The following is a 19,506-nucleotide window of genomic DNA, read 5'->3' as shown; positions in this document are numbered from 1 at the left end:
CAACACCGCCAGAGATTTGCTAACCTAGTTGGCGTCGTGGGGCTATAGCGCAGTCTGGTAGCGCACTTCGTTCGCATCGAAGGGGTCAGGGGTTCAAATCCCCTTAGCTCCACAGAAGGTGGGAGGCCGTTCCCGATCCGGGAGCGGCCTCCCTCATTTCTGCAGGTATCCGGGCCTCGGCGACGGACAGCGCCCGCACCGCGGCCAGGCCGGTCACCGCGCCCGGCGAGCCGTACGCCAGGCGGGCCCCGGGCGGCGATCCGCTCCGCCCGCTCCGGAGGGTGACCGGCCATGATGAGCCGGTGGACGAGGATCGCCACGTCGGCCCACGCCGGTCCGCGGCAGGCGAGCGACCAATCCATGACCCGCACCCGCTCCCCGGCGAGGAGCAGGTCCTCCCACTGGAGCCGCTTCGCTTCCGTCCCCACCTTTGAGTCCTTGGTACGGCTGTCGCGGTGCCCTTGCGGGTACCTGCGATCTCGTCGATCCGCTCAGCGCCTGCGCGGGGTCGCCCATTGATCCGGTGGCCGCCGGGCACGGCATGCCGTACCGCTGTGCGCTCACCACGAGGCGGGCACGGCGGAGCCGCGGGCGACGGAGCGCGCGCGAAGGACCGCCCGCGGGAGCGGCTGCGGGCGTGGTTCCGGTCTTCGCTCACATCGCGCGGGTGTTTCTCGGCACGCCGTCGAAGTCGTTCCGTACCGGCAGGCCGGGCTGGCAGGGCGATTCGGGGTGCTTCTTCTGATTTGGTATTCGGTGCGGTCGAAGGATTTCCCTCCTGGGGTGAGCGGGAGTTTTCCACAGCATGGTTGTGACGTTGTGAAACCATATCGATACTCAGCGTAATCTGCGGCGCGTGCCAAGGATCGACCACGAAATGCCCATCGAATTCATCCGCAACCGCCCCGCCATCGCCGTGGAACTCCTCCGGGAGACCGCCGGCATTCACCCTTCATACGCCACCGCCACGGTCGAGGCGGTCGACTGCACCCAAACCGCACCCGTCGAATTCCGCGCCGACTCCGTCGTCGTCCTGCGAGACGCCCAAGGCGGGCCCACGATGGCGTTGATCGTCGAGGTGCAAAAACACCGCGACGCTCGCAAACGCTTCAGCTGGCCCGTATACGCCACCACCCTGCGGGCACGGCTGAAATGCGCCACCGCCCTTTTGATCATCTGTGCCGACCCCGGGGTGGCCCGGTGGTGCGAACGCGCCATCCCCCTCGGCCCGAGTGGGCTGATCACCCCGCTCGTGGTCCACCCGGGCACCATCCCCCTGATCACCGACCCGGCCCGGGCCAAGGCCAGCCCCGAGCTTGCCGTGCTCTCCACGGTCATGCACGCCGGCGAGCCCGGCATCACCCCGGCGCTTGAGGCGATGGTCGCGGCGCTGGACACCCTCGACCCCGAACGGGCGAAACTGTATCTGCACTATGTGTTCGCGGTGTTACCCGATGTGGCGCGCAAGCACCTGGAGGAGATCGTGACCACCACCGGCTACGACTACGAGAGCATCGCCCGCCAGTACCTGTCCCACTGGATCGAACAAGGCCGCAAAGAAGGAGAGGCCAAAGGCCGCGCCGAAGGCCGTGCGGAGGGCCGTGCCGAGGGCCGCGCCGAGGGTGAGGCGGTGGCGCTGTTGGCGGTGCTGGAGGCCCGTGGTCTGGAGGTCTCTGCGGAGGTTCGGGAGCGGATCACCGGGTGCACCGATCCGGAGGTGCTGGAGTCGTGGGTGCGGCGAGCGGTGACCGTTGACCGTGCCGAGGAGCTCTTCGCCTGAGTGGAACTGTGACCGGTCGCGATCAGCAGGTGCCGGACGCCATCAGGCCGGGCCGAACGCCGATCGCGGGACGCGCGGGGACACCCGGGCACGTAGGGGAGATCGTGATCACCACCGGCTACGACTACGAGAGCATCGCCCGCCAGTACCTGTCCCACTGGATCGAACAAGGCCGCACCGAAGGACTCGAGCAAGGTCGCAAAGAAGGAGAGGCCAAAGGCCGCGCCGAAGGCCGTGCGGAGGGCCGTGCCGAGGGTGAGGCGGTGGCGCTGTTGGCGGTGCTGGAGGCCCGTGGTCTGGAGGTCTCTGCGGAGGTTCGGGAGCGGATCACCGGGTGCACCGATCCGGAGGTGCTGGAGTCGTGGGTGCGGCGAGCGGTGATCGTTGACCGTGCCGAGGAGCTCTTCGCCTGACTGTGGCGAACGGACGATCAAGCCTCCTGATCCCGCCCGGCGGACGATGGCCGGTCCGGTGCGCCGGAGGAAGCGGGCGTGCCGGCCGGGAAGCCGCCCAGAAGCCGTGCCGACTCGGACTCCTGGGCGAGGCGGCGAAGCACGTCGAACGCTTTGCCGTACAGGACCTCGTAGACCACCACGGCCTCGACGAGGGTGTCGCGAGGGGCGTCGAGAGGGATCTTCTTCATGTCGTATGACCTGACCAGATCATCGGCGGCCTTCGCGTACGGGATCAGGTCGTCCTGTGTGGCCGGCATGCCCAGGCGCTTGAGCGTGACGAGCGTCCACGCGAGCTCGTCCCGGGTCGGGGCGCAGGCGTCCACGTTCCAGCCCATCTCGGTGATGAGCCGATCGACCATCTCCTTCGCCTCGCGCCAGTCCTCGTCATCCGGATTCGGCGGCTGCTCCACCCGGGCCAGCGCATGGTGAGCGAAGCCCAGCATGTCGTGGAGGCTCAGGCTCTCGTCCTCCACCGCCGTGATGATCGTGCGGATCGTCGCGAGCGGGAGCCGTCCGACCTCGAGGAGCGCCCGGATGAGCCGGAGCCTGCGCAGGTGTGACCGGTCGTACTCGGCCCGGGTCGCCGCCGTCTGCTCACCCGGGGGCAGCAGTCCCTCACGCAGGTAGTACTTGATCGTCGCGATGGGCACCCCGGACTCGGCGCTCAGCTCGGAGATCCGCATGGCTGGATAGTACTGCTTGCCAATCACCCGCTAGATAGCTTTACTATCCAATTGTTGGATAGTGGAGCTACCCAATGGAGGGGGCATGCGGCAGAGCGCCAAGATCGAGGGCGATTTCGTCGTCTTCCTGATCGGAATGCGGATCAACAAGCTGCGCGCGGTGCGCACGTGGTTCCCGGTCGCCAGGGAAATGGCCCCGATGCTCAAGGAGCTGTACGCCGACCCGTCCAGTGGCCTGCTCGGCGTGGAGACGTTCGTCAGGTGGCGGACCGTGATGATGGTCCAGTACTGGCGCAGCATGGAGCAGCTTCTCCGCTACGCCAGGGATCCGGACGCCCACCACTGGCCGGCGTGGAAGCTTCTACCGGCGGGCGTACGAGAGCGGGGCCGTGGGCATCTGGCACGAGACCTACGCGGTGCGCGGGTACGAGACCCTCTACGGGAACATGCCGCCGTTCGGCCTCGGCGCGGCGGCCGAGCTGGTGCCCGCGCGGGAGCTCGGCAACCGGGCGGCCGATCGCCTGGCGGTCTCTGGGTGGAGCCCGTCAGGGCCGGCGTCCGACCACCGCCCACCGGGCGCGACCGCGACGCGGCACTGACGACCGTGATACGCCGATGCGGCGGCGCCGATCCGTCGCCGGCGTGACGGCGTGCACCGTGGTGACGCGCAGCGCCGAGTACGGCGGCGCCGGCCCGGGCGGCTCACTCAGCGCGCGCCGTTCCGAAGTGACGAGATCGGCCCTGCCCGGGCGACCGCCCAGGGGCTCGGCTCACTCGTCGCCGAGGTAGCGGCGCGGGCGCAGGGCGTAGGCGCGCAACGCGGCGAGCGCGGCCGCCCGGCCGACCGGGGTGAGCCGCCAGGAGGCGTTCCACCTGGGGTCGGTGCGCAGGCGGAGCGCGTCGAGGCGGAGCCGTAGCTCGTTGAGCGGGCGGGCCACCTCGATGTGGGTGACCGCGGTCCCCTCGGACGTACGCCACCCTTCGTCGCTCAGTACCGCGGCGACCTGGGCGTACAGCTCGTCCGCCTCCATCGGCCCGTCGGCGACCAGCATCAGCGCCGATTCGCGGGCGCAGACCTCGAACCGATGATCCACCCGCCGCCGTGCGAACGTGAGGAGCACCCTGCCCATGGTGCTCCACAGCGCCTCAGGGTTCGCGAGGAGCTTCCGGCCCTTCCGGGTGAGCACGAGCCTTCTGCCGGTACGGCGGAGCGCGCCGAGGTCGTCGATCGCGATCAGCTTCAGGCTGGTGAGCGCGGGCACCTCGGTCTCGCTGCGGACCGAGCCGGACGTGAGGACCTCCCACCCGAAGCGGGCCACGGCCTCGACCGCGACCGCCCGGGCGAGGTTGAGCCGTTCGGTCAGTGGAATGCCGTTCTCGGCGAGCTCGAGCAGCCAGCGCAGCGGCTCGAGATGGGGTTCGCGCGGTACCGGGATCGGGGCGTGCAACCGGAGTTCGAAGGGTTCGGCGAGCTCGCGCCGGGCCGAGCCGTGCCCGAGCACCCACCGGTTGAGCCGTTCCCCGTGGACGCGGTCGAGCCAGCAGTCGCCGCCGAGCTCGGCCCGGGGAGTGGTGAGCCACCTCCGGGTGAGCCGCTCCCGGCCGGCCCGCTCGTCGGGGGTCATCTCGCCGGCGACGATGGCGAGCTCGAGCGCCGCGGCGCATGAAGCGTGCGCGCGGCCCTCCTCCGGCCCCATGATGGAGCTCCACGTCAGCTCGGAGGTGTCCGGCGGCAGTACCCCGGTGGTCTTGAGGGCCCGGTGGTAGGCGGCGACCCCGGCCTCTTCGCCGTCCCTGGCGTAGGTCCGCAGGATCCGGGCTGTGGTGCGCGACCGGCACATCGCGGCGTACCGGTACAGCCCGCCCAGCCGGAGCAGCTCGCCCAGTGCCCGCGCGATGGAGAAGCGGTCCCCGCTGATCTTGAGCGGGAGCGTGTACCAGAGGAACTCGCACAGGTCGAGCTGGCTGATGGTCTCCAGCGCCCTGCCGCCGGCGAGCCAGTCGATCGCCAGCCGTGCCGCGCGGGCGAGCTCCGGTTCGGTGCGCTCCAGCTCCGCGAGGAGGGCGGCCACGTCAGGTGCGGGCATGACCGAAGTCTGCCCTACCGGCCCCGCCGGCGGCGACGGTTGCCCGCCCGGCGTGACCATGTTCGGCCCGGCCGGTCAGATCGGAGAGCGCCCGGCGGTCAGATCGGGCAGTGCCGGTCCGGTCGGATCCGGAGGCACCCGGCCGGTCGGATCCGGGAGCGCCCGACCGGCCGGATCCGGGAGCGGCCGGACCCGGGATTCCGCCGCCGGTCGGCTCAAGGGTCCCGGCTCGAAGATCAGATCCAGGACCTGAAGAGCATCCGGGCGTGCCAGGCCTCGTACGGGATGGGCTCGGCGGCGAGGATCGGGTACAGCCAGCCGAAGTTCACCAGCGCGAGCAGGGCGAAGGCGCCGGCGGCCACCGCGCCCGCGGTCCTACGGCGGGGCTCCCCATCCTGCGGCCCGATGATGAGCCCGAAGACCAGCACGATCGCGAGGACCATGAACGGCACCATCGGCAGGGCGTAGAAGAGGAACATGGTCCGGTTGTCGGCGATCGCGAAGTAGAACCACGGCAGCCAACCGGCGAGGTAGCCGAGGAGCACCGCACCCCCACGCCAGTCCCGGGTGGACACGTACCAGGCGACCATGGCGAGGATCGCGATGAGCCCGCCGTACCAGATCACCGGGGTTCCGGTGCCGAGCACCGCCCACGAGCAGTTGGGCTCGCCGCAGGTCTGCGGCGTCTCGTAGAAGAACGCCACCGGCCGGAGCAGCAGCGGCCACTGCCAGGGCTGGGACTGGTAGGGGTGGTGGGAGGCGAGGCCCGTGTGGAAGCTGAGCACCTGCTTCTGATAGGTGAACCACGAGCCCAGCGAGTCGATCACGAAGCCGACCGGGCCCTTGGCGACGGCGGTCTCCCAGTTGCGGCCCCACCCGTTCGGGGTGGCGAACCAGCCGGCGAACGAGGCGATGTAGGTCAGGACGGGGACCACCCCGAGCCAGGTGGCGGCGAGCGACAGGTCGCGGATCCGGCCCAGGTACGGCCTGGGCAGCCCGGCGACCCGCCGCGCCCCGGCGTCCCAGAGCAGGGACATCACCCCGAAGGCGATGATGAAGAACACGCCGGTCCACTTGGTGGCCGTGGCCGCGCCGAGGCAGAGCCCGGCGGCGAGCCGCCAGGGCCGCCAGCCGAGCGACGGCTGAGCGGGCGCGTTGCCGGCGAGGAAGGCCTCATGCCAGTCCGCGAGCCGTCTGCGCATGTGGTCCCGGTCGGCGACCAGGCAGGCGAAGGCGGCGACCACCCAGAACGTCAGGAAGATGTCGAGCAGCGCCGTACGGGAGAGCACGAAGTGCAACCCGTCCAGGGCGAGGAGGAAGCCCGCGGCGCACCCCAGCAGCGTGGAGCGGGTCATCCGGCGGGCCACCCGGGCGATGATCAGGATCGACAGCGCCCCGAACAGCGCGGCGGCGAACCGCCAGCCGAACGGGTTGACCCCGAAGATCATCTCCCCGAGGCCGATCATCCACTTGCCCAGCGGCGGGTGGACCACGTAGGCGGCGCAGTCCTGAACGTTCGCGCACTGCTTGAAGATGTTCTCGTTGCCGGCGAGCAGCATCTTGTCCGCGCCCTCGACGAACTGCCGCTCGGCGCCGTACTTGATCGTCGCGAACGCGTCCTTGGCGTAGTAGGTCTCGTCGAAGACCACGGCGTGCGGCGTGTCGAGCCGCAGGAACCGCAGGACGGCCCCGAAGAGGGCCACGCTGATCGGGCCGACCCATCCCCAGAGGACGCTGCCGGGCATGGGTGGGACCAGCCGCTCGCGCAGCGAGACGGGGGCCGAGCCATCCGTCGTCTGTTCGGGCTGTTCGAACGCCTTGTAAGGAGAATCGGTCACCGCCACGCCCGACAGCGTACTGTCGTGGCCCCGAGAGAACACGGCGTACGCGCCGATTGGGGATATCCGGGCCTAGCTCCGTGAAGCTTTCATCGAGTCATAGGGTGGACGAGTGCTTGTCTTGGCTGGGGCTCCGATCGGGCGGCTCGCTGACGCCTCGCCGCGGCTCCGCGAGGCGCTCGAGACCGCCGATGTGATCGCGGCGGAGGACACCAGGCGGCTGCGGCGGCTCGCCGCCGAGCTGGGGGTGACCCTCACCGCCCGGGTCGTCTCCTACTTCGACGCCAACGAGGAGGCCCGGTCCGGCGAGCTGCTCGCGGCGCTGCGCGAGGGCCGTACGGTCGTGGTGATCACCGATGCCGGGATGCCGGGGATCTCCGACCCCGGGTACCGGCTGGTCCGGCTCGCCGTGGCGGAGGGCGTCCCGGTGACCGCGGTCCCGGGCCCGTCCGCGGTCACCACCGCGCTCGCGGTCTCCGGCCTGCCGTGCGACCGGTTCTGCTTCGAGGGGTTCCTGCCGCGCAAGCCCGGGGAGCGGGCGCGGCGGCTCGCCGCCCTCGCCGGCGAGGAACGGACCATGGTCTTCTTCGAGGCGCCGCACCGGCTGCGCGCCTGCCTGGAGGCGATGGTCGAGGCGTTCGGGCCGGACCGCCCGGCGGTCGCGTGCCGCGAGCTCACCAAGGTCTACGAGGAGGTACGGCGCGGCACGCTCGCCGAGCTGCTCTCCTGGGCGTCGGGCGAGGTGCGGGGCGAGATCACCCTGGTCGTCGCCGGGCGGGCGCCCGAGGACGCGGCCCCGCCCGACATGGCGGAGCTCATCGCCGAGGTGGCGCGGCGGGAGGCGGCCGGTGTGCCGCGCAAGGACGCGATCGCCGAGGTGGCCAGGTCGGCCGGGGTGCCGAAACGGGATCTCTACAACGCCATCCACGGCCGCTGACGGCGGAACGGCCGCACGGGCGCGTGCCGCCGCGGGGTGAGCGCGATCGCGGCCGCGAGGCAGGCGAGGGGCACGGCGGGCAGCAGGTACCGGTAGTCGAACTCGGCGGTCGCCGCCGGGGCGAGGATCAGGCCGACCGCGGCGAGCCAGGGGAGCAGCACCGGCCCGCCGAGCTCACGCCACCGTACGGCCACGCCGTACAGGCCGATGAGGAGCAGGATCCCCAGCACGGTCCCGGGCAGCCGGACCACCTTCTGGTAGGCGATCATGATGTCCGACCACGGCGAGACCATCCGGGTGGCCGCGGGGCCCTGCTCGTACGCCTCGACGTCCCGGTCTGTGGTGCTCTGGTAGGAGCTCCACTTGGGGATCTTCAGGGTGTAGGGATTGCCGAACTCGTACTGCAGGAACGTCTTGGCGTCCGGGAACCGGGGGCGGTCCCACCGGAAGGCCCGGAAGAAGTCCTTGGCCACGGTAGCGAGGTAGTCGCCGGGCTGGGCGAGGATGGCGCGCTTGGCGAACTCGCTCGCGTTGGCGTTGATCTCGGGGATGAACTTCATGCCCGAGCCGAACACGTGGAGCTGGTTCTGGTCGTCCCACCACAGGTAGGCCTGCGCGGACGGCTCCCGCTGCTCGGGCGGGGTGTTGATGCACAGCAGGGCGAGCTCGAGGTCCTCGCGCTTGTCCAGCCCCATCTTGTGGCAGTCGGCGAAGAGCGAGGTGCGCATGTAGAGGATCACCCCGTCGCTGTTGGTCATCGCGAACTGCCCGTTGACCGCCTTGAACCAGCCCATGTACGCGAGGACCGGGGTGGCGCAGGTGACGACCATGGCGGTGATCGGCCGCCACCCGACCCGCTTGACCAGGAGGTAGCAGACGACGAGGGCGAGGATCGGCAGGCCGACGCTCCGGGTCAGCGCGGCCATGGCGAGCAGCAGCCCGACCGCTGCCCCGGCCTGCCACGACATCCGGGTCTGCCAGAGCACGACGACGATGACGCCCACCACGAGCAGCGTGAAGAGCGTGTCCGACATGATGAGCTGCTCGAGCTGGATCTGGTAGGCGTCGAAGAGCACCGGCGCGGCCGCGAGCGTCGCCGCCCAGCGTGGGGTCCCAAATTTCTTGGTCAGAACCGCATAGATCAGTACGCCTATCCCCAGCCCCATCACGTGCTGGGTGAAGACGACGAAGGCGAAACTGTGCAGCGGCTTTAGCAGAAGCAGCCAGAATGCATAACCGTCCGGGCGGATCGGGTGCGGCCGTGGGCGCAGGGCCACCGACACGTAGTCGTACGAGTCGTTGAACCACATGGCCGGGCCGAACCCGAGCATGGTGATGATCCGCAGGACGGCCGCCAGGCCGAGTGCGGTCACGAAGACCCGATGCCGGCGGAGCGGCGCGGTGACCCGGCCCCACCCGCGGCGTACCGGGGAGGCGCCGAGTGAAGGAGGATCGGCGACCGCGACCATGGTTACAGGATGCCAGCCCTTTTGGGGACTTGACCGTGGTCCGGCGAGGAAGCGGGCATCATTGGTGTCCTGCCGTCATATGCGAGGAGTTGCGACGTGGAACTTACCGTAGTCATGCCCTGCCTCAACGAGGCCGAGACCGTTGCGACCTGTGTGACCAAGGCGATCGGGTTCATGCGCGAGCACGGGATCAACGGCGAGGTTGTGGTCGCTGACAACGGGAGCACGGACGGTTCCCAGCAACTCGCGAGGGACGCCGGTGCCCGGGTGGTCCACGTTGAGGAGAAGGGCTATGGCAACGCCCTCATGGGCGGGATCCGCGCCGCCCGCGGCAAGTACGTGATCATGGGAGACGCGGACGACTCCTATGACTTCACCAACCTGATGCCCTTCATCAAGGAGCTGCGGGACGGTGCCGACCTGGTCATGGGGAACCGGTTCAAGGGCGGCATCGCGCCGGGCGCCATGCCCCCGCTCCACCGCTACCTCGGCAACCCGGTCCTGTCGTTCATCGGACGGCTCTTCTTCAACAGCCCGGTCGGCGACTTCCACTGCGGCCTGCGCGGCTTCCGCCGGGACTCGATCCTCCGGCTCGGCCTGCAGACCGGGGGCATGGAGTTCGCCTCGGAGATGGTGGTGAAGGCCACGCTGCAGGGGCTCGACATCCGGGAGGTGCCGACCACGCTCTCGCCGGACGGCCGGTCCCGCCCGCCGCACCTGCGCTCCTGGCGGGACGGCTGGCGCCACCTGCGCTTCCTGCTGCTGTACAGCCCGCGCTGGCTGTTCCTCATCCCCGGCCTGGTGCTGATGGCCATCGGCTTGATCATGGGGATCGCGCTCTCCACCGGCCCGGTCTTCATCGGCGAGCTCGGGTTCGACGTCGACACCCTGGTCGGTGCCTCGGCCATGGTCGTGATCGGCTACCAGGCCGTGCTGTTCGCGATCTTCACCAAGGTGTACGCGGCCGAGGAGGGCTTCCTCCCGCAGGACAAGCGGGTGCGGCGGCTGGTCGACGTGATCACCCTGGAGCGCGGGCTGCTCGTCGGCGGGCTGCTCGCGGTCGCCGGCTTCGGCGGCCTGATCGCCTCGCTCGTCCACTGGGGTGAGCGCGGTTTCGGCGAGCTGATCCCGGCCGAGTCGCTCCGGCTCGTGGTGCCGTCGGCCACCGCGTTCATGATGAGCTGCCAGACCATCTTCGCCACGCTGTTCGTGAGCATCCTCGGCATCCGCCGGTCGAAGGAGACCGCGGTGGACGTCGCCGCCTCCGCCGCCGAGGAGGCCGCCGAGGCGGTGGCCCGCGACTCCTCCGTGGCCGGCACGGCCCAGAGCGCCTGAGCGGACCGCCCAGGGCGTCTGAGCCGGACCGATCAGAGCGCCCGAGCGGGACGGCTCGGGCGCCGAGCCTCGTGTGATCCGGACGGCCCACGGCGGCGCGGTGGCGCGCCGGCCGGGCCGTGCCGCCGGCCGGATCCGGTCCTCCGCCGCCTGGTCGTCCACAGGCTCCGGCGGTCACGCGAAGGCATCCGCACAGGGTCGATAGGATTTCGGCATGGCGGCTACAGGAACGACAGGATCCGGGGAGTCGGCGTTCTACGTCACGACGCCGATCTACTACGTCAACGACGCTCCTCACCTGGGCCACGCCTACACGACCGTCGCCGGCGACGTGCTCACCCGCTGGCATCGCCAGCGGGGGGAGAGGGTGTGGTTCCTCACCGGCACCGACGAGCACGGCCAGAAGATCATGCGCACGGCCGAGGCGAACGGCACGACTCCCCAGGAGTGGTGCGACAAGCTTGTCGAGACCGCCTGGAAGCCGCTCTGGGAGCACCTGGAGATCGCCAACGACGACTTCATCCGGACCACGGAGCCGCGGCACACCAAGCGCGTGCAGGAGTTCGTCCAGGACCTGTACGACAAGGGGGAGATCTACAAGGGCGGCTACGAGGGTCCGTACTGCGTCGGGTGCGAGGAGTACAAGTCTCCGGGTGAGCTGCTCGAGGGCGAGCTGTGCCCGATCCACAAGCGCCCGATCGAGTGGCTGAAGGAGGAGAACTACTTCTTCCGGCTCTCCGCGTACGGCCAGCGCCTGCTGGAGCACTACGAACGCAACCCGGACTTCATCCAGCCCGCCTCCGCCCGCAACGAGGTCGTCCAGTTCGTACGGCAGGGCCTGCAGGACCTGTCGATCTCCCGGTCCACGTTCACCTGGGGCATCCCGATCCCGTGGGACCCCAAGCACGTGATCTACGTGTGGGTCGACGCCCTGCTCAACTACGTGACCGCGGTCGGCTACGGCTCCGACGAGGAGAAGTTCCGGTCCACCTGGCCGGCGGACGTGCACCTGGTGGGCAAGGACATCCTCCGGTTCCACGCCGTGATCTGGCCGGCCATGCTCATGGCGAACGGCCTGCCCCTGCCGAAGAAGATCTTCGCCAACGGCTGGCTCATGGTCGGCGGCGAGAAGATGAGCAAGTCGAACCTGACCGGCATCTCGCCCCGCGACCTCACCGGGACCTTCGGCGTCGACGCGTACCGGTACTACTTCCTGCGGGCGATCCCGTTCGGGCAGGACGGCTCGTTCTCCTGGGAGGACTTCGCCGCGCGGTACACCTCCGAGCTCGCCAACGACTTCGGCAACCTCGCGTCCCGGGTGGCCGCGATGGTGGGGAAGTACTTCGGCGGGACGCTGCCGGAGGCGACGGACGCCGGACCGGCCGAGCAGGCGATCGCGGACGGGCTCGCCGCCGCCGCCGAGCAGGCCGACCGCATGATCGGCGACAACCTCGACTTCTCCGGCGGCATCGGGGCCATCTTCGACTTCATCAAGCAGGTGAACGGCTACCTCACCGAGCAGCAGCCGTGGAAGGTCGCCAAGGACGACTCGCCGGAGGCCCGGGCGCGGCTCGCCACGATCCTCTACACGGCGGCCGAAGCGCTGCGCGGCATCGCGGTGCTGCTCAACCCGGTCATGCCGGTGGCCTGTGCCAAGCTGTGGGCCTCGCTCGGCGCCGAGCCGCACCTCGGCCCGCTCGCCGATCAGCGCATCGGCGAGGTGGCGCAGTGGGGCCGGCTGCCCGCCGGCGCCCGGATCGTCAAGGGTGAGGTGCTGTTCCCGCGCCTGGAGGAGTCCAAGGCCTGACCGGGGCTTCCGGCCCGCGGCCCGGGCCGGTGGCCGTCCCCGGGCCGGAAGCCGTACGGCGCCCGCGCGGGCTCACGCGGTGGGCGCGGCGATCCTCGTGACGCTCGCCCCACCGTCCGTGGACTCGTACACCGAGCCGTCCATCGCGGCGGCGAGCAGCCGCTGCGGGGAGACGGCGGTGAAGGCGACCGGCGGCATGGGCAGGGCGCCCTTGGCCGCCCAGGTGGCGCCGCGGTCGGTGCTCACCCGGATCCGCGCGTCGGTGTCCACGCCGATCAGGTGGCCGTCGTCGGTCACCTCGAGGAACATCAGCAGCGGCGCGCCCCGCAGCGGGCGGAAGGTCATCCCGGCATCCGTGCTGATCATGACCCCTTCGGGGGTGGTCGCGTAGACGGTGCCGGGATCCGCGGGCCCGGCCGCCAGGTCGAGCAGGTCGAGCCGGGCCGCCGGGGTGAGCCTTCCGCCGTCGCCCCGCCACACCTGCCCGGTCTGGCTGTCGTAGCCGTAGATCCGCTCCTCGCCCGCGACCTCGAGCGCGTGGAAGTCCGCCTTGCCGGCCAGGGCGATCTGGGTCCAGGTGCGCCCGGCGTCGGTGGAGCGGATCAGACCGAGGTGGGGCTGCGCCCCGTTCGCTATGTCCTCGGCGCTCGGGTGGCCGCTCGCGTAGAACGTCCGCGGACCGGCGACGGTGAAGCCCATGAAGTCGGCGTCCTGGTCGCCCACGCGGACCAGCCTCCCCCGCTCGACGGTGAACAGGCCGTAGTGCCCGGCGACGTACACCTTGCCGGTCGCCGGGTCGGCGCCCAGCCCGTGCACGTGCCCGACGCCGGTGTCCTGCCCGCTGGGCGCGGGTTCGCCCGGCTCCCCGGTGGCACCGCAGGCGGTCAGCCCGCCCGCGAGCAGGAGCGCGGCGGCGATGAGGCGGAGTCTCGTGATCATTCGCCGTCCTCCCCTCACACCTGGTAGCCGAGGAGGGTCATCATGCCGGCCGCCGCGTGGTAGATGTTGTGGCAGTGCACCGCCCAGATGCCCGGATTGTCGGCATCGAAGTCGACGGTCACCGTGGCGTCCGGCAAGACGATCACCGTGTCCTTGCGTACGCCCCGTTCGCCGAGGGCGAAGGTGTGCCCGTGCACGTGCATGGGGTGCCACATCAGGGTCCCGTTGACGAACCTGATCCGCACCCGCTCGCCGGACCGGACCGGTTCGATCACCTCGGGGTCGTACGGCCGGCCGTTGATCGCCCAGTCGTACTTCGCCATGCTCCCGGTGAGCGCGAAGGTGATGGTGCGGTCCGGTGCCTTGGCGGCCAGCCGTACCGCGTCGGCGGGCACGAGCCGGTCGTAGGAGAGGATGCGCCCCTCGAGCTCGGCCGGCCGGGCATCGGCCTTCGGCGCCCGGGCCTTCGCCGAGGTGCGCACCAGGGCGCGGGCGGCGGCCCGCTTGCCCTCGGCCGCGGCGACCAGCGGGAACACCCCGTCGGCGAGGGTGACGAGCACGTCGTACCGCTCGCCCATGCCGATCAGCAGGGCGTCGGTCTCCACCGGCTCCACGGGGAAGCCGTCGGTGTGGGTCACGGTCATCCGGTGGCCGCCGAGCGCGACCCGGAAGGCGGTGTCCCCGCTCGCGTTGATCAGCCTGATGCGCACCCGGGTGCCCGGCTTGGCCTGATAGGTCTCCGGCGCGGCCGCGACCCGGCCATTGACCAGGTAGTGCGGGTGGTAGACGTCCCCGGCCTCCCCGCCGAGCAGGTCGCTCTCCGCGTTCATCATCATGTGCGGCCACTTGCCGGAGGCGGACGGCGTGGGTGCGTGGCCATCATGGCCGGAGCCATGGCCGGGTCCGCCGGATCCGTGACCGCCGTGGCCGGCCGAGCCCATCTTCGCCATCGCGGTGAGCTCGGCGAGCACCTCGTCCGGCGTGCCGGTCACGCCGTCCAGCCAGTCGTCGAGCACGACGACCCACTCGTCGTCGTAGCTCAGCGGTTCGGCCGGATCCTCCACGATGAGCGGGGCGTACAGGCCCCGGTCGAGCTGGGTGCCGTGGTGCGGGTGGAACCAGTAGGTGCCGGGGTGAGGCGCGGTGAACTCGTAGGTGTGCTCCGCTCCCGGCGCCACGGGCGGCTGGGTGACCCCGGGAACGCCGTCGGCGTCGTTGCGCACCCCGAGGCCGTGCCAGTGGACGGTCGTCTCCTCGGGCAGCCGGTTGACCAGGCGGGCCCGGACGACCTCGCCCGTCCGGACCCTGATCGGCCGCCCGGGCAGGCGGTCGCCGTACATCCAGGTGCGCACGGTGACCCCGCCGAGGTCCGCCTCGCCCTCCTGGGCGATGATCTGGAACTCGCGGACCGGGCCGGGGCGGCGGGCCGCCTCGGCGGCGCGCACCTCGGGGCCGCCGGGCGTGACGAAGGTCTGCCGGGAGCATGCGGCAAGGAACGCTCCTCCCGCGGCGGCCAGGCCTGCGCGCAGGAAGAGCCGACGATCGATCGCTGACATATCGGCTCACTCACGGTCGGTCGGTGGACGTGCGGTTCCGCGGACCGGACGGCGGTGCGGTCCGGGCGACCGCCCCGCCCCGGCCGGAGCCGCTATACGCGCAGCACCGTGACGCGCCGTAGGGAGAGGGCGAACGGTGACGCCCCGGGGACGGCGGGCGGCCCGGCGGGCCGTGCCCGCCCATCGGCGATGCCGGCGAGCAGGCAGTCGGCGCGGATCAGGCCGAGCGCCACGGCGACCCCGAGCACGGCGATCACCGCGAGACAGAGCACGAACGGGACCGTATGCCCCGGATCCTGATCGGCCGTCCCGGCCGGCGCCGCCGGGAGGTGACCGGCGTGTCCCCCGGCGTCATGGCCGGCCGCCGGGACGGCCGCCATGGGGAGAGAAGACGAGACGCTCACCATCGGCAGGGAGGCGCCGCACGGCTGCACCGCGGCATGGCTCACGGCGAGCCCGGCGAGCGTGGCCGCGAGCAGCACGAACCTGACGAGCGCGACGAGCAGCGCGCTCCGGCCGGCCTCCCGCCGATCGAACATGGCCGCATCGTATCGTGGGGCCTCCGCGGTCTCCCCTCGGCGCCCGGCGGTCCCCGGCGCCGGCCGGGGTAACCCTGTGCTCGTACGGCACAGCGATCCGGGGCCGGAGTTCCCCGGTGGCCGGCCAGGACACCCCTTGGCCGTACCGCACGGTGATGCGGGCCGGCGGTTCCCCGGCGCCCGGCCTGGGCCGAGGGCCTTCCTTCACTCGTACCGCGCGGCCACGCGGGCCCGGAGTTCTCCTGCGGAGGGCCGGGACCGGGCGCGCGTGAGACGGCGGGCGCCCGCGGGCCCGGTAGGTTGGGTGGCATGTCGCACGAGCTCCCAGCGAAACCGGAGCCGCTGCCGGCCGAGGTGTTCGACAGCCACTGCCACCTGGACATCATGGTCGGCAATCGGAAGGCCTCCTCGGGTGATCCGGTCGCCCTCGCGGCTCAGGCGGCCCGGTCCACGGTCGAGACGATCGTCGCCGACGCCAAGTCGGTCGGGGTGACCCGGCTGGTCACCATCGGTTACGACCTTCCCTCCTCGCGGTGGAGCGCCGCCGCGGCCGAGGCCCACCCGGACGTGTACGCGGGCGTGGCGATCCACCCGAACGAGGCCCACTCCGCCACCCCCGAGGCGCTCGCCGAGATAGAGGAGCTGGCCCGGCTGCCGTGGGTGCGGGCGGTCGGCGAGACCGGGCTCGACTACTACCGCGACTGGGCGTCCCGCGAGGACCAGCACGCGAGCTTCCGCGCGCACATCGAGATCGCCAAGCGGACGGGCAAGGCGCTGGTGATCCACGACCGCGAGGCCCACGAGGACGTGCTCGCCGTGCTCGCCGCCGAAGGCGCCCCCGATGTGGTGATATTCCACAGCTTCTCCGGGGACGCCGAGCTGGCGAAGCGGTGCGCGGCCGCCGGGTACTACATGTCGTTCTCCGGCCCGGTCACCTACAAGAACGCGGGCTACCTCCGCGAGGCGGCCCGGGTGGCCCCCAAGGAGCTGCTGCTGGTGGAGACCGACGCCCCCTACCTCCCGCCCGTGCCGCACCGGGGGAAGCCCAACGCGCCGTACCTGATCCCGCTCACCCTGCGGTGCCTCGCCGAGGTGAAGGGGATGGACGTCGCCGACCTCGCCACGGCGATCATGGCGAACGGCGAGCGGGCCTTCGGGGCCTGGTGACGGTGGCCGGTCGTGCGGCGGGCGCGGACTCGCCGATGCCGGAGACTGGAGGCGTGAAGCTGCTCGGGCCGGCCGACGTGCGCGCCCTCGCGGAGCTGCTCAACCTCCGGCCGACGAAGCGGCTGGGCCAGAACTTCGTGATCGACGGCGGGACGCTCCGCAGGATCGTCCGGCTCGCCCAGGTCACGCCGGAGGACGTCGTCCTCGAGGTCGGGCCGGGGCTGGGCTCGCTCACCCTCGCCCTGCTGCCGGAGGCCGCGCAGGTGGTCGCCGTGGAGGTCGACCCGGTGCTCGCGGAGCGGCTCCCGGTCACCGTGGCCGAGTACGCCCCCGAGGTGGCCGGCCGGCTGCGCGTGGTGCGGGCGGACGCGCTGCGGATCGGGCCGGAGGATCTCGGCGTGGCCCCGGACGCGCTGGTGGCGAACCTGCCGTACAACGTGGCGGTTCCGATCCTGCTCCACCTGTTCGCCGTGCTGCCGTCGCTGCGCCGGGGCCTGGTCATGGTGCAGGCCGAGGTCGCCGACCGGCTCACCGCCCAGCCCGGGTCAAAGCTGTACGGCGTGCCGTCGGTGAAGATCGCCTGGTTCGCCGAGGTACGGCGGGCCGGATCGGTCGGGCGGAGCGTGTTCTGGCCGGTGCCGAACGTCGACTCCGGCCTGGTGGCGCTGGTCCGCCGGGACCCGCCGAAGACCACGGCGAGCCGGGAGGAGGTGTTCGCGGTGGTCGACGCGGCGTTCGCCCAGCGGCGTAAGACCCTGCGCGCCGCGCTCGCCCCCTGGGCGGGCGGCGCGGCCGGGGCGGAGCGGGCGCTGCGGGACGCCGGGATCGACCCGTCGGCCCGCGGGGAGCGGCTCACCATCGAGGACTTCGCCCGGATCGCCGAGCACCGTCCCGGCCGCTGACCCGGTGGCCGTACCGGCCGGGGCCATGGCCGTGCCGGCCGGGGCCGTGGTTCGCAGGCCCGCTGCGGCGTGCCGTTTCCGGCAGATCGGATTTGCCGTCCTTTCTCATCGCCTGGCGGTCTTTCGGCGATATCCGGAGGGGTTCGCGAGCTGCTCTAGGGGCGGGCGGCGTTAGGCTCGGGGACCGTGCCTGCTGCGAACCGACACGTCGGCGAGATCCGGACCCCGTCCACCGCGCTCGGCGGGGTGACCGTGCGCGTGCCCGCCAAGGTGAACCTGCAGCTCGCCGTGGGCCCGCTCCGGGAGGACGGCTACCACGACCTGGTCAACGTGTTCCACGCCGTCTCCCTCTTCGACGAGGTGACGGCCACCGAGCCGGCCGATCCGGGCGCCGGGCCGATCACGGTGAAGGTGCTCGGCGAGTCCGCCGATGAGGTGCCGCTCGGCGAGGACAACCTCGCGGTCCGGGCGGCGAAGGCGCTCGCCGCGGCGGCCGGGCGCACCTACCGCGCCGACCTGCTGATCCGCAAGACGATCCCGGTGGCCGGCGGCATGGCCGGGGGGAGCGCGGACGCGGCCGGCGCCCTGGTCGCCTGCAACGAGCTGTGGGGCCTCGGCCTGCCCCGCGAGGACCTCATGGAGATCGCCGCGGACCTCGGCAGCGATGTTCCGTTCGCGCTGCTCGGCGGCACCGCGATCGGCACGGGCCGGGGGGAGCGGCTGACCCCGCTGGAGACCTCCGGGACGTTCCACTGGGTGTTCGCGCTCGCCGAGGGCGGGCTGTCGACGCCCCGGGTGTACGGCGAGTGCGACCGGCTCCGCGCCGCCGCCGAGGCGGGGGTGCCGGAGCCGGCGGCGAGCGAGCCGCTGCTGGCCGCGCTCCGCACCGGCGACGCCGAAGCGCTGGGCCGCGCCCTCGCCAACGACCTGCAGCCGGCCGCGCTCTCGCTCCGCCCGGACCTCGCCCGCACGCTCGATGCCGGCCGGGCGCTCGGCGCGCTCGGCGCGATCGTCTCCGGTTCCGGGCCGACCTGCGCGTTCCTCGCGCGCTCCGGGGAGCACGCGGCCGAGCTCGCCACCCGGCTCGCCGACTCCGGGGTCTGCCGTTCCGCGGTGACCGCCGTCGGGCCGGTCGAGGGAGCGGCGCTCGTCCCGTGACCGTGTGCTGAGCGGCCGGCTGACCGTGTGCTGAGCGGCCGGCCGGCGTCCGCGGCCGGCCGTTGCCTTTCGACGCGAAATCCCTTCCGCCGCTGCATCGGCACGGGCGGCGGCCGTGTCACCGGTGGTGCGGATCACGTGCGGCGGCCGTACCGGCGGGCTGGGTGCCGCCGGCGCGTTCGCGGACGTCATCGCCCGGAGCGGTGCGGCGCAAGAGACCACCGCCCGCAGCGGAGAACGCGGAGCCCGCGGCTCCGCGGAGGCGAGACCGGCGCCGATCACCATCACGTCGAAGACGTCGCCTGCGCCCGCCATGGGCACCACCTCCGGCGCATCCGCCCCGGCCCCCGCCCATCGGCGCCGGCACCCAGGACCGCCGGCTGAAGCCCTGGCACGCGGCGACCAACCGGCGCGTGCGGCGCAGGAGATCCGGCCCGCCGATCCGCGTACCGGCCGCCGCCATGGCCGGCACGTGACCTTCCGGGAGTCCTGGCGGGCGTGGGCGGGCTTCCGAGGGCCGTCAGGTGCGGGTGCCGGCCCGGTGATCAGTTGAACGAATGTCCAGTTTGTGCCGCTTTTGACGTGATCACCATGCGGCTCGGTTTCGTCTCGATCGTGTGATTTGCATCACAGATCAGATGTTCCTGATCGATCACGTTGGGTGAAGTCGATCGTGATGAAACCTTAATGATCAGGTAGAACGCCATTCGGTCGGGCGGCCCGGCGCTGCTCACGGCCTCCCCGCCCGCCTCGGGCTTATCGGAAATCCCCTTACGTATCACCGGTTCCTCGTATAGCTTTCTGATCGTCCTTTCCTGACGTTTGAGGCGCAGGTGACGCCTCACGACAGACCA

At 71.6% G+C, this 19,506-nt stretch carries 16 protein-coding genes, 1 tRNA gene and 1 pseudogene; 10 read left to right on the top strand and 8 right to left on the bottom strand.

The annotated features are described in order from the left end of the window. Nucleotides 1-38: 38 nt before the first annotated feature. The 3 genes from TBIS_RS15815 (at nucleotide 39) to TBIS_RS15805 (ending at nucleotide 2,193) form a co-directional block, all read left to right on the top strand. A tRNA-Ala gene (locus tag TBIS_RS15815) sits at nucleotides 39-112 on the top strand. Nucleotides 113-856: 744 nt separating this feature from the next. Continuing rightward, nucleotides 857-1,780: an RpnC/YadD family protein gene (locus TBIS_RS15810; RefSeq protein WP_013133408.1), complete on the top strand. Its 924-nt coding sequence runs from the start codon at nucleotides 857-859 to the stop codon at nucleotides 1,778-1,780. 104 nt (nucleotides 1,781-1,884) lie between these two features. Next, complete coding sequence (locus TBIS_RS15805) at nucleotides 1,885-2,193, top strand: RpnC/YadD family protein (RefSeq protein WP_013133407.1); 309 nt, start codon at nucleotides 1,885-1,887, stop codon at nucleotides 2,191-2,193. A gap of 17 nt (nucleotides 2,194-2,210) precedes the next feature. Here the strand turns inward: TBIS_RS15805 and TBIS_RS15800 are convergent, their stop codons facing one another. Continuing rightward, entirely contained in the window at nucleotides 2,211-2,918 is a 708-nt protein-coding gene (locus TBIS_RS15800) for a MerR family transcriptional regulator (RefSeq protein WP_013133406.1), read from the bottom strand. Between the two features lie 85 nt (nucleotides 2,919-3,003). On the opposite strand from TBIS_RS15800, the pseudogene TBIS_RS20260 reads away from it, so the two are divergent. Next, nucleotides 3,004-3,517 (top strand): annotated as a pseudogene (locus TBIS_RS20260) (DUF4188 domain-containing protein). 171 nt (nucleotides 3,518-3,688) lie between these two features. Here TBIS_RS20260 and TBIS_RS15790 read toward each other — a convergent pair. Both TBIS_RS15790 and TBIS_RS15785 read right to left on the bottom strand, forming a co-directional pair. Beyond that, nucleotides 3,689-5,005 (bottom strand): hypothetical protein, encoded by a 1,317-nt coding sequence (locus TBIS_RS15790; RefSeq protein ID WP_013133403.1) that lies wholly within the window; start codon nucleotides 5,003-5,005, stop codon nucleotides 3,689-3,691. Between the two features lie 236 nt (nucleotides 5,006-5,241). After that, nucleotides 5,242-6,750 (bottom strand): dolichyl-phosphate-mannose--protein mannosyltransferase, encoded by a 1,509-nt coding sequence (locus TBIS_RS15785; RefSeq protein WP_148231719.1) that lies wholly within the window; start codon nucleotides 6,748-6,750, stop codon nucleotides 5,242-5,244. A 205-nt stretch (nucleotides 6,751-6,955) separates the two neighbouring features. Here TBIS_RS15785 and rsmI point away from each other — a divergent pair, with 205 nt between their 5' ends. Continuing rightward, the gene (rsmI, locus tag TBIS_RS15780; RefSeq protein WP_013133401.1) at nucleotides 6,956-7,780 is read left to right on the top strand and encodes a 16S rRNA (cytidine(1402)-2'-O)-methyltransferase; all 825 of its coding nucleotides are present in this window, start codon (nucleotides 6,956-6,958) and stop codon (nucleotides 7,778-7,780) included. Here the strand turns inward: rsmI and TBIS_RS15775 are convergent. Beyond that, on the bottom strand, nucleotides 7,756-9,249 hold the full coding sequence (locus TBIS_RS15775) for a hypothetical protein (protein WP_013133400.1): 1,494 nt from the start codon (nucleotides 9,247-9,249) through the stop codon (nucleotides 7,756-7,758). The genes rsmI and TBIS_RS15775 overlap by 25 nt on opposite strands. Nucleotides 9,250-9,345: 96 nt before the next feature. Here TBIS_RS15775 and TBIS_RS15770 point away from each other — a divergent pair, with 96 nt between their 5' ends. Both TBIS_RS15770 and metG read left to right on the top strand, forming a co-directional pair. Continuing rightward, nucleotides 9,346-10,584 carry a glycosyltransferase family 2 protein gene (locus tag TBIS_RS15770; RefSeq protein ID WP_013133399.1) on the top strand — a complete coding sequence of 413 codons (1,239 nt, stop codon included), beginning with the start codon at nucleotides 9,346-9,348 and terminating at the stop codon, nucleotides 10,582-10,584. Nucleotides 10,585-10,798: 214 nt separating this feature from the next. After that, complete coding sequence (gene metG / locus TBIS_RS15765; protein WP_013133398.1) at nucleotides 10,799-12,391, top strand: methionine--tRNA ligase; 1,593 nt, start codon at nucleotides 10,799-10,801, stop codon at nucleotides 12,389-12,391. Nucleotides 12,392-12,463: 72 nt separating this feature from the next. Here the strand turns inward: metG and TBIS_RS15760 are convergent, their stop codons facing one another. From TBIS_RS15760 to TBIS_RS15750, 3 genes are all read right to left on the bottom strand, one after another. Continuing rightward, on the bottom strand, nucleotides 12,464-13,330 hold the full coding sequence (locus TBIS_RS15760) for a F510_1955 family glycosylhydrolase (RefSeq protein ID WP_013133397.1): 867 nt from the start codon (nucleotides 13,328-13,330) through the stop codon (nucleotides 12,464-12,466). 14 nt (nucleotides 13,331-13,344) lie between these two features. Then, entirely contained in the window at nucleotides 13,345-14,886 is a 1,542-nt protein-coding gene (locus TBIS_RS15755; RefSeq protein WP_013133396.1) for a multicopper oxidase family protein, read from the bottom strand. 92 nt (nucleotides 14,887-14,978) lie between these two features. Further along, complete coding sequence (locus TBIS_RS15750) at nucleotides 14,979-15,425, bottom strand: hypothetical protein (RefSeq protein WP_013133395.1); 447 nt, start codon at nucleotides 15,423-15,425, stop codon at nucleotides 14,979-14,981. Between the two features lie 309 nt (nucleotides 15,426-15,734). On the opposite strand from TBIS_RS15750, the gene TBIS_RS15745 reads away from it, so the two are divergent. The 3 genes from TBIS_RS15745 to TBIS_RS15735 all read left to right on the top strand — a co-directional run bounded on the left by TBIS_RS15745 (nucleotide 15,735) and on the right by TBIS_RS15735 (nucleotide 18,652). Further along, nucleotides 15,735-16,592, top strand: coding sequence for a TatD family hydrolase (locus tag TBIS_RS15745; protein ID WP_013133394.1), 858 nt, complete (start codon nucleotides 15,735-15,737; stop codon nucleotides 16,590-16,592). A 35-nt stretch (nucleotides 16,593-16,627) separates the two neighbouring features. Continuing rightward, the gene (gene rsmA / locus TBIS_RS15740) at nucleotides 16,628-17,494 is read left to right on the top strand and encodes a 16S rRNA (adenine(1518)-N(6)/adenine(1519)-N(6))-dimethyltransferase RsmA (protein WP_013133393.1); all 867 of its coding nucleotides are present in this window, start codon (nucleotides 16,628-16,630) and stop codon (nucleotides 17,492-17,494) included. Between the two features lie 186 nt (nucleotides 17,495-17,680). Next, nucleotides 17,681-18,652, top strand: a complete 972-nt coding sequence (locus TBIS_RS15735) for a 4-(cytidine 5'-diphospho)-2-C-methyl-D-erythritol kinase (protein ID WP_013133392.1) — start codon at nucleotides 17,681-17,683, stop codon at nucleotides 18,650-18,652. A gap of 545 nt (nucleotides 18,653-19,197) precedes the next feature. Here the strand turns inward: TBIS_RS15735 and TBIS_RS19205 are convergent. After that, nucleotides 19,198-19,497, bottom strand: coding sequence for a hypothetical protein (locus tag TBIS_RS19205; protein ID WP_148231547.1), 300 nt, complete (start codon nucleotides 19,495-19,497; stop codon nucleotides 19,198-19,200). Between the last annotated feature and the right edge of the window lie 9 nt (nucleotides 19,498-19,506).

Origin of the sequence: Thermobispora bispora DSM 43833, from assembly GCF_000092645.1 — a bacterium.
Lineage (GTDB): Bacteria > Actinomycetota > Actinomycetes > Streptosporangiales > Streptosporangiaceae > Thermobispora > Thermobispora bispora.
This window is presented reverse-complemented; position numbering and strand designations above follow the sequence as displayed.

Bases quoted from the DNA above. Each gene is read 5' to 3' on its own strand.
- TBIS_RS15800 (WP_013133406.1), bottom strand. From the start codon at position 2,918: ATGCGGATCTCCGAGCTGAGCGCCGAGTCCGGGGTGCCCATCGCGACG.
- TBIS_RS15790 (WP_013133403.1), bottom strand. From the start codon at position 5,005: ATGCCCGCACCTGACGTGGCCGCCCTCCTCGCGGAGCTGGAGCGCACC.
- TBIS_RS15785 (WP_148231719.1), bottom strand. From the start codon at position 6,750: ATGCCCGGCAGCGTCCTCTGGGGATGGGTCGGCCCGATCAGCGTGGCC.
- TBIS_RS15775 (WP_013133400.1), bottom strand. From the start codon at position 9,249: ATGGTCGCGGTCGCCGATCCTCCTTCACTCGGCGCCTCCCCGGTACGC.
- metG (WP_013133398.1), top strand. From the start codon at position 10,799: ATGGCGGCTACAGGAACGACAGGATCCGGGGAGTCGGCGTTCTACGTC.
- TBIS_RS15760 (WP_013133397.1), bottom strand. From the start codon at position 13,330: ATGATCACGAGACTCCGCCTCATCGCCGCCGCGCTCCTGCTCGCGGGC.
- TBIS_RS15755 (WP_013133396.1), bottom strand. From the start codon at position 14,886: ATGTCAGCGATCGATCGTCGGCTCTTCCTGCGCGCAGGCCTGGCCGCC.
- TBIS_RS15750 (WP_013133395.1), bottom strand. From the start codon at position 15,425: ATGTTCGATCGGCGGGAGGCCGGCCGGAGCGCGCTGCTCGTCGCGCTC.
- TBIS_RS15745 (WP_013133394.1), top strand. From the start codon at position 15,735: ATGTCGCACGAGCTCCCAGCGAAACCGGAGCCGCTGCCGGCCGAGGTG.
- rsmA (WP_013133393.1), top strand. From the start codon at position 16,628: ATGCCGGAGACTGGAGGCGTGAAGCTGCTCGGGCCGGCCGACGTGCGC.